This window comes from Elusimicrobiota bacterium (assembly GCA_041658405.1).
GTDB lineage: Bacteria > Elusimicrobiota > UBA5214 > JBBAAG01 > JBBAAG01 > JBBAAG01.
Map to the genome: position 1 here is coordinate 1 of JBBAAG010000093.1, position 10,505 is coordinate 10,505.

At 43.0% G+C, this 10,505-nt stretch carries 5 protein-coding genes; all 5 read right to left on the minus strand.

The window, feature by feature from the left end; translation table 11 throughout:
• Nucleotides 1-975 (minus strand): hypothetical protein (locus WC955_11845; GenBank protein ID MFA5859743.1); only part of this gene is annotated, 975 nt, incomplete at its 3' end.
• Between the two features lie 193 nt (nt 976-1,168).
• Nucleotides 1,169-1,936, minus strand: a complete 768-nt coding sequence (locus WC955_11850; protein ID MFA5859744.1) for a hypothetical protein — start codon at nt 1,934-1,936, stop codon at nt 1,169-1,171.
• Nucleotides 1,937-2,243: 307 nt separating this feature from the next.
• Nucleotides 2,244-8,975 carry a DUF2341 domain-containing protein gene (locus WC955_11855; protein ID MFA5859745.1) on the minus strand — a complete coding sequence of 2,244 codons (6,732 nt, stop codon included), beginning with the start codon at nt 8,973-8,975 and terminating at the stop codon, nt 2,244-2,246.
• Between the two features lie 76 nt (nt 8,976-9,051).
• On the minus strand, nt 9,052-9,855 hold the full coding sequence (locus WC955_11860) for a hypothetical protein (protein ID MFA5859746.1): 804 nt from the start codon (nt 9,853-9,855) through the stop codon (nt 9,052-9,054).
• A 215-nt stretch (nt 9,856-10,070) separates the two neighbouring features.
• Entirely contained in the window at nt 10,071-10,268 is a 198-nt protein-coding gene (locus tag WC955_11865) for a hypothetical protein (protein MFA5859747.1), read from the minus strand.
• Nucleotides 10,269-10,505 lie beyond the last annotated feature (237 nt).

Below are 10,505 nucleotides of genomic sequence, written 5' to 3' on the forward strand. Positions count from 1 at the left end.
TTCCTGCCCATCACTACTAACAGAACCGGTGATGAGCGAGCCGATATTGTCGTTCACGAACTCTATACCCCCGTAGAGAGTTGTTATTTGACTACCGTGCCCGCTCATTACTGGTTCCGTTTCTTCTGTTACCGCTGCTGTATATATAAATCCATTGTTATAGTTGGGCAGACAGTTCATCTCGATGCTCTTTACCCCCGTAGAGAGATTTTGACTACCGTGCCTGCCCTTATTATTTACCGTTTCCTGCCCATCACTACTAACAGAACCGGTGATGAGCGAGCCGATATTGTCGTTCACGAACTCTATACCCCCGTAGAGAGTTGTTATTTGACTACCGTGCCCGCTCATTACTGGTTCCGTTTCTTCTATTACCGCTGCTGTATATGTAAATCCATTGTTATAGTTGGGCAGACAGTTCATCTCGATGCTCTTTACCCCCGTAGAGAGATTTTGACTACCGTGCCTGCCCTTATTATTTTCAAAAGATACATTAGGCGAGCCGATGTAGTTGTTCACGAACTCTATACCCCCGTAGAGAGTTGTTATTTGACTACCGTGCCCGCCTAATGTACCTTCCGAATTTTCTTTTGAAATAACAGAACCGGTGATGAGCGAGCCGATATTGTCGTTCACGAACTCTATACCCCCGTAGAGAGTTGTTATTTGACTACCGTGCCCGCTCATTACTGGTTCCGTTTCTGAAATATTTTTTGAAGTTAAGCTGGAGATCACAAAAGCCACAATAGGTGAGCCGGTACGAACGAACTCTATACCCCCGTAGAGAGCTGTTTGACTACCGTGCCCACCTATTGTGGCATCCGCGATACTTGTATTGTTATTATTATAAAAAGAAAAAAAGGAGACAAATTTGGAGAATAAAGAAACTATAGTATATATACTATTTACATAAAAACTATATAACGCATAGCTTACGCTATTGCGTGTGATTGTGCCAAACTTAATTGTAGGCACGGTAGTCTTCCTCTCTACGGGGGTTTTGTTTAGAGTTCGACTTACTTATTCTATATTATCTGTATTCACTGGCTTTCACCGGAACACAGCGGTTGTCTCGCTTTTTTGCGTTTCGGGCCAACCGTTGGGTCCCGACTACTTCCTGCCGGGAGCGGGAAAGGAAATCCTCCCCGCTCCGGACAGGTATTGTTTACTAGCTCTGTGTCGCTGTCACACTAACAGTAATAGCTCTGTAACTTGCATTTGAAATAGCTAATGGTGCCGTAAACTCTAACCACAGACTACGAGTATGATTACTTAAACCTGACTCGGTGGTTCCAACTGTATACTTTGGATTTACCCAATTTGATGAAGGATCTCCATCATCAACAGCAGTACCATACGCACTACTAAGTTGCGGACCAAAAACACCAGTAGTTTCCATATAAGTCTGATCTGATGTTGTTACGATATCTCCTGCTCCGAAATCAAGAGCAAACTCAGTATTTCTTGCTGCGGTAAATATACTTTTTACAAGAAATTTATTTGAACCCGCAGCTGCTCCATCTGTTGTCCAAGCATGGATACCACTATCCGCTGCCCAGTCATTAATACCATCTGCTGATGCATACACTGCTCCTACTTTCACCTTCCATTTAGTGATTGCACCTTGGCTGTCATTAATAACAGAAACTGCTGCACTTGAATGAACTACTTCACCAGGGGAAACTTCTCCTAAATCAACCTGGGGCGCACCTTCAGTTGTGCCACTAAATGCCGCTGCAGCACCAACTATGTCAACTGATACAACAGCAACGCATTTTACCACGATGTACGCAGAATCCGTATCCGGATCTGCAGCGAATACACCTGAAGTACCCGCAAATGCAACGATTACAGCTAGGCCTAGCAATAACCCTAATACTTTTTTCATAAAATTGTCACCTCCTTTCCTTTTGTGTTTGTGTGTAGACTTCCTCAAAATACTTTCCATTTTCTTTTCCTCCTCTTTCCCTTCTTCCATTTCTATGTATACCTTAATGAATATCCTTTTAACTCAACCTTCAAGTACAACTCAACACTTTTATCTTCCCAGTAATATTATTAGACAAATCCCTGATGATTGTCAAGCAAAAAAAAAATAATAATTTCTTTAAACTTTAAAATCTAAACTACAACTTTAGAGTTGCCCTTTTTTCTCGTCGATAAACACTCTTTAGGTACTCACAATCAAATACTCTGATAATCCCGGAATGTGAAGTCTTTCACAACAGGTAGTAGCACTGTTTTTAGTGCATTATTCCGATTTTCCAGGTTTTATGTTCTGTAGACCCAGCCGGGGTTTTTACATCAATATATAGGAAGTACATCCCGGTTGAGACCTTGTTTCCAAGTTCATTTCTCCCATCCCAGGTAACACTATTCGGCCCGTTTGCACCCCCGTTTTCTCCGAGGTTGAAACTAAACGTTTTCACTAGTTCACCAAAAACGTCATAAATTTTCAGGACTGCCTGCATGTCTGCGTTTAATATATATGTAATAGTAACATTAGTATCTCTAATGTCTACAGGGTTAGGATAGGAAGATATTTCCTTAATAACCTCCCCTGGGCTAAGCGGAGTATACCACGCAGAGGATAAGGAATAGGAAGATACCGTCCCGGCACCGTTCCTTGATTTTACGCGGAACCTATAAAAATACCCGTTTGTAAGGTTATCAATATGATACGCAGTCAACGATCCGGAGATAGATTCGGATACAGTTTCCCATAAAGGCGAGGTATTAACCTGCCGTTCAAGTGTATAGGTAGATACATTAGATTCATAATCAACCGCGGGATACCAGTTCAGCCAGAAACTCGTCCCCCCTGTCCCTGAAGGGATGTAGGGCGCAGCGGACGGCATCACCGGCGCTGTGAGGTCCACATGAAAAACAAACCATGCCTCACTACTGGTATACGACTGCCCGTTTATTGCATTCATAGCCTTGAGCCTGAAGTAGTAAGTACTGTCATGAAGAAGGTTTACCCCGGTGATAAACGCACTACGGTCAATCGTTAATGTCCACTGCTGCACTGCTGTATCCCCTGTGGAGGTACCAACAGCGTAGTTATACGTCACAGTCCCGGCTTCAGGGAGAAGAAGTTCCCACGCGAACTTCAGCATTGACGGTTGGTTGGTATAATACACAGTCCCGATATTCTTGATAACAGGCAACGCATTCTCCGAGCCCGGATTCTTGCAGGTAGGTTCCTTCGGGTCTTTAATATATAATGCCACCGCCTTGAAGGGAGCAAGTACCGACCCGAGGTCTGGGTTCACGACGGTAAGCGCAACATAATCACGGTCATCAAAGTTAAGAATTTTCCCGATACTCGGCGTACTCCGGGCAACGTCGTACACCACGAAATACGTGTGGGTACTATTATACTGCACCACTTGTACGGGAGAGAGTGTAACCGTCGCCTGGGTTTTTTCAATATCAGAATACGTAAACGCTCCGGTACTCAACAATACATCATCGGTATTGAACAAGCCGTTATTATCGGTATCAGCATAAACTTTTACAGCATCAATAATATCGGAACCCTTAACATTTGCCACCTCACGGTGTTTATGCGTGAATGTTAGTGCCGAAACTTTTGCACTGGAATACGCGGACATATTAAGCTTCCCGACGGTAATATCCCCGACAAGCGCACCCTCATTTTCGTACACCCAGGCAAGCGCTGAATTATCAGAATATAAACGGTCACGGTTGAACGGCAGATTCTCAGCAGTAATCCTTACGATATCCGGATAATCCGCAATAACGTGTACAGGCGACCCTGCGGGTAGGTTCGCAGAGGAAACCTCATCCGGCTGGCGCACGACAATACGCGCAGAATTTTCGATCCTCAACTGAATAGTATTCCCAACGGATGCAAGTTTATCCAGCAGGACATAGAGGTTATACCGTTTTCGTGTACCCGCTTCTAATCTTTGAACCTTTGAAGTATCCGAAAACTCAAGCCATGCCAGCCCCTGGTTGAACGATGCGGAACTAAGCAGTACACCGGGCAATGTCCCGGAGTCGATGTAGATAAACACGTAATTCGCGTCAGTAGACGACTGCCTGGCAGTATATAAATCATCACCCCCGAGATTAACCCCTATACCTTCAAAATACGCAACATTACTATCCACCTCAACAGCGAAGGACATAAACTTTTCGGTCGCTCCCTGATAGATAGCCCGTCCCCCTGCCGGAGGGTCAGGGATCAGTGTCACGAGGTCATACTCGGGATACACCACAACTTCCTGTGAAAGAAACCACCCGTTAGTGCTGTCATACGCAGAACCCATTGGAAGAATACCGTTATTCCCTTCGGGGCTAAGGAAAAGGTATGCGGTACTAACCTGGAGCAGCATTTTAAAAGTTGCATTCCCGAACTTATCGCAGTTATATTCCGCAGGAAAACTTACTGTCACAAAGAAAAATGACTGTACCTGCGTGATAGTTTGTGTTGATAGATGCACTATAGTTTCAAGATCGCTTGTACTAAACACCCCGGAACCTATCATAGTATCGTATATGGTATTCAACTTCCCGTCGGGGTCGGTATCAGCGTATACGCGAATAATTTCACCATTCTCCGCATTACGCGGAGGTATCACTTTCCCATTTTGCCTGAGTTTAAGAGCGGTGAAGGGCGACCTTGCGCGGTCGGTATTCATATCAAGTGTCCACATCAATATATCGCGGTATCCCTGATACGCCGTAGTATTGGAGGTGAGGTTGTTTACGATAACCCTAACGGTACACGAACTTGGCGCGATATACGGTGTTGCGCTATTGTATGGAAGATTATTCCTTGCGGGAAGTATACCGCTGCTCACAGTGATCCCGTCGTAGTTGATTGAGAACCCCAAAGTTTTATCCAGTACCGCGAGGTCAAGAACATCAAACGCGACAAAATAATAATTTGTGGTATTAGTAATAGTTTCAATCAAATTAAACGTCACAGTCCCGCTGCTGAACACCCCGGATGCCTTCTGCCCATCGGAAGGCGGGTCAAACCTAAGATTCCCCTGGTCCTTAAATAATCTTACGACAGAAATATCAGAATCACTACCGGTACCAGTCCGCGTGATAGTAAGTTTTGTAATAGCCGACGACGTTCCCTCTTCACGTGTAGACAACCCGAACATACCGACCGCCTGACCTTCCCGGCTTTGAACCACCTCGGGTGGTGCGGTGAATATATCATCCCTCGGGGTACAGACTAAACCATTCCAGTTCATCACGGCTGACGTCCCGCGCATATAATACTTCACCCATGAAGTTCCCCCGTCGGTAGTCTTGTAGATTGTCCCGTTAGCCCCTGCAATCCAGCCGATATTCTGGCTAACAAAAAATATGCTCTTAAGGTTAGCACCGAAACTATAGTTAACCTTTGTCCAGGTTGTACCCCCGTTGATAGTCCGCAGTAACGTAGAATTATCCCCTACCGCCCACAAATTATTTGAATCTATATACGCCATCCCAAAAACATTTTCTGTGGTTGTACTATTCTGTACCACCCACGACGTACCGGAATCTAAAGTACGCACAATCGTCCCGTTAGTCCCCACTGCCCACCCGGTACTTGTATCAAGGAATACAGCATACTGCAGATTATTTACTGTCGGAACGGTAACCTGCGACCACGCAGTACCTCCGTTAAAAGTTTTCACTACCGCCCCGCCGTCACCCAATGCAATCCCGTCGGTAGCAGAAAACATGTGTATTGCATTAAGCACGAGCGACGTGGATAACTGCAGTACCCACGTATTCCCGCTATCCATACTTTTGAGGATAACCCCGTTCCCCACTGCCCACCCGGTATTGATATCAGCAAAATGTACGGAATGCATAGTACTCAACACACCGGTAGATTTCGGGTTCCAGCTCAACCCCCCGTCGGTAGTTTTATACGCACTGCCGTTAGACCCTACTGCCCACCCTGTACTGGAGTTTACAAAATATATTGACTCCAATCCATTAACCGCAGCAGTACCGTATATCTGGCTGAACCAGTCAGCCCCGGCATTCGCAGTTTTTTTGATAGTACCCTTAGTCCCGACAAGCCAACCGGTCTCCAGCCCGTCAAAATACAGTTTGTTATACGTTTCATCCGTAAGTTCTTCTGCGGTATAAGTTATCTGTTTAGCAACAGTGAAATTATTAATCTGTGCGCTAAACTGCCCATTATCCCCCGCGCCTATAGTATATGAACTGGGAATAACAACTACGTTCGACGGGTCGGAGGAGATGATACTAACCTTCCCGCGGTATTGTGCGGAGATATTACCATAATTATCTACGGCTTTGATAACCATACTTTCCGGGGTCCAGATAGTACCTTTTGCATCGTGGGTAATGGAGAACGTAGTTGCCGCACCCGGGATGATAGTAATCCCCTGACTCCCTGAAGACCATCCCCGGGATGATGTTTCTGATACCGTAATTGTAGGAGCCCCGGAGTTAAGGTCACGATAATAAAACCTACCTTCGTACTCACCTTTACGGATAGTAAAATACGGCGCGCCATAGCTCCCGTCCTCACCTGTGGTTGAGAACTCACCTTTCCCAGAGGTGGACTGGAAGTATATATTAATCTCCTGTTCAATCTGCAAAGGATTACCATCCTTATCCTGGCACTGAATAATAAAAGGCTCACTGCGGAAGCCTACGTAAATCGTCTGAGCCGGCGAGATAAAGACAAGTTTCGCAACCTTCGCTGCGGGACATCCAACGAAGATGTTTGATAACTCACCCTTATTTGCTGTGGAATCCTGTGCTTTTACATTAAACCAGTAGGTAGTCCCCGGGACAAGGCTGGTGACCAAAATTCTTTGCCCCACCCCCTGTGTAACGGTAGTATCCTTATTAATAACATACGCAGCATCAAACTTAGCGTCAGTATTGATAAGAAAATTTGAGTGACGGACAAGGAATTTGCCGTTAGATATATTATTGAATGTAGCATCAGCATACGGCGCGGTCCATGTGAGAACGATCTCACCCTCTTTTAACTTACTAGGTTCAGCATAAAGGTCAGTGATTCCCGACGGGCAGCCGTTAAAGTAATACGGGCCAAGTGTTTGCGCACCCGCAGATTCATTATCACCGTTATAACTCCGCACATGAAAATACCAGTTATCACTGTTTAACGGCGGAGGAAGCAAAATTTCCGGCTTCTTAAAAATCCAATCCCCTGTGATATCATGCTGTTTTGATGACGACTTCACGGTCCACAAACTTTCTGTATCCACCCAGGAATGCGTGGTCCCTGTAGACCAGTCATAACGGTAATACTGCACGCCATCCGTACCGGAACTCACATTACTCGTAAAATAAAATTCACTGTCATTAGTCCATGAACCTGTGGAGTACGACTGGTAATGATACCCCATGGGCTGGTCCTCAAAAAACTTTTCCCTTGCAACATTAGCATTCACAGCTGAGGTGTATTTATATACAGGCGCAATCTGCCCGTTATTATTAGCACTGGCATTCCCGCCAACAGAATTATACGCAACTGAATACCTCCCGTATGATGTATTCGCCTTAAGCGGCGTCTCCACCCAAAATGTGGTATTCACCCCGAGTTCGGAGATAACCCCTGCGGTATCCGCAGCGAGGAGATACCCTGAACTAGAAAACGTCTTGGATGCAGAATACACGCGGTACCCGGTCTCGGAAGGGCTATTATCCAGCCATGACCAGTCAATAGTATAAGTTGATACAGCAACACCGTGGAACTTAGACGGCTTCAACGGCGGTGAGTTATACTTTATTGACATTTCCTCAAAATATGGTGTATTCACGCCATCACCAAGTAATACTATCTTATACTGCAGATATCTCCCATTACTTATTTGAGTAGGATTCGAAAAATTAGTCACTTCAATATAAGTCGGGAGTTCGGAGATAACGCTGAACGAACTGTTTGAAGTTCGGAAGTACGCCTTAACGTTGGTACTAAGCCCTGTGAGTGTCCAGGAAGTATACTCAATAATAGTATTATCCCCCTGGGTGTCCAATACATTAGACCAATACTCACCACGGGTATAGTACGGCTTTTTTTCTTCCAAAATCCCGCAGGTGATAGGAGGATCATTTGACTTATACTTACGTATAATTATTAAGTCCACCCACCCGCGATCTGGCGGGTATGTTATACTTATATCCTTACTAAACTCCCATTTGAAAGAATGTTCACCCGAAGAAATCTGATACTCTTCTTGTGCATAGTTATGAAGTTGATTCCCAAAAGTTGGAATCCTTTTTTGCTGCACCCCATCTAAATAAAAATATAAGTGATCGGTCCCAGACCCCTGGCAGTATGCAGCCCAGTAAAACGTAATTTTACCTTCCATAGATATAGTTTTTGCAATTGTTAAAGTAGAATTCTCACTGTTTGCAAGAGTGGAATTACACACAGCATAATTCCCTTCATAAATTCTATCCTCCGGAATACCTGTGGAAGCAATCCTGAACGGGCGATTACCCCCGATTGACCATTTGGTAATATCTATTGACCCGGACTCCCAGTCTTCATAGAGGTCAAATACACCGTCACGGTTTTCCGCGGTCGTTGTACTTGGATTGCTAATATAAATATAGATATCTTTAACTGATTGATGGGAAATCAATGGTACTTTGGTCCAAATGATTGTCGAGGTTGTATTCTTAGTCGCAGGGACAATCCAGTAGGGCAGTAGTGTCATTCCATCACTATCCGTCACACGTATATCCCCAAGATCGGAACGGGTATATGAACTTCTAATAAGATTATACGTATCCGTAGTTATTGTTATCTGATAATCGGTAAGATCCGCATAACTACTTGAATTATCTATTCTTACGACAATACGGCGTGCCCAGTTTGTATCCAGCCATTCAGCCATATCAGCAATCTGTAAATCCGTAAAAGTTGCATTATAGGTAGAACGATAGAGGTACCCGTCATTAAAATCCGCACTACTTGTTTCCACCCACCATTGTGATGCTTCTGTCGAAACACACATAATATTGAGGAACAAACAAGCTGTTATGATTTGGAATATATAACTACTTTTTTTCATCTTTATTTTCAGTATCGATGAATATAGCGATGTTAGATTTTGTATCTATGACTTTACTCGTCACATGTGCAGTAATGATGAAGTAATATTTTTTATTAAATAACTCCTCTTTTTTTGGCAGATTAATCTTTAAGGGCATCTCAACAATCGCATTCTTTTTTACTTTTAGTTTTTTAGGAATTGAAACATATTTTTCATCAGGTAAATCCTCATAATCTAATGGAAGCAATAACTTACTATTTGCAACAGTCTTTATATCAAATTCAATTACGGCGTCGTTATTAGTAGAATTAAGTATTTTGATAATATCACCAAGTTCTTTTTTTACATCATATTTTTCCCCAACTTTAACGCCTTCGAGAAACAATCTCCGCGGTGATATCGTTAAAGAAAGGCCGCCTCCAAACTTTGCTTGTTTTAATTTCCTTATTTCCTCAGCCGTAGGCGGTTTATTAGCAATAGAAAAATTAACAGAACATTCAAGCGCTGCAAGTATGATAGCACCTGCTTTCATTTCCTTTGGGGCTTGTTCTCTGATATAAACATAGAAAAAATATTTTTTACCGAGGATAGCTTCATCATTAGGTATCCTAACGATAATATCTGACTCAATATTTTCTCCCGGGTTTGGCTGAAATTCAGTTTTCTCAAATTCTACCCAATTCATGTCAGGTATAGGTTCATACCCTAGACTATTATTTTCAACCGGTTTCTCTGGTACAAATAAAACTGTAGTTAATTCCTTACCACCATAATAGGCATTAAACGGAAACCCAAGCAGTTCTTTCAAACTATAACTTTGCCCGATTTTAAGATTTGTAATTTCGATTATACTACATGGAGAAGACAACGCACTGGAATCACACTGCTTAGTTGCTATTCCAACAACAATAACACTACATAAGATTAAACTTTTAAACAATGTACTTATCTTTGTATTAACCATATTATTATATTAATAGTAAAATAGCTGATTGAAGTCAAGGGAAGAGTTAAACTGGTTTTTTAAATAACACTTCTCAACTTACCCAAGAATGATTGTATATTACACGCCACAACATTTTTTGACATCCTGATATCTTCATTAACCATACACACTATATACCCCTCCTGGCTGAAAAGTTTATACTCTGAGAACCCTTTTTCAATAACTGCAGCCATTCTTATATTCGGAGATTTTGTAAACTTTATTTCTACGGGCATACACCCCTTTATTGTTTCAATAACTATATCAACTTCATAACCATATTTGCAATGCCACTGCAAATATGACTGGTATGTATAGTCGTGAAACGTTTTATAGTACAGTTTTTAGCGCACGGCCGGTACGTTTTGCTATTTTTACAGCATCGTCATACTCAATACGGTTAGTGATAGTTTTGCCATCAACACCTTTTATGGTTTTATACCGGATACCGTTTTTTGCTGTACGTTCTGCAC

What these genes read in the sequence shown, in the direction of transcription:
- WC955_11865 (MFA5859747.1), bottom strand. Translation starts at nt 10,268, where the DNA reads ATGCCCGTAGAAATAAAGTTTACAAAATCTCCGAATATAAGAATGGCT.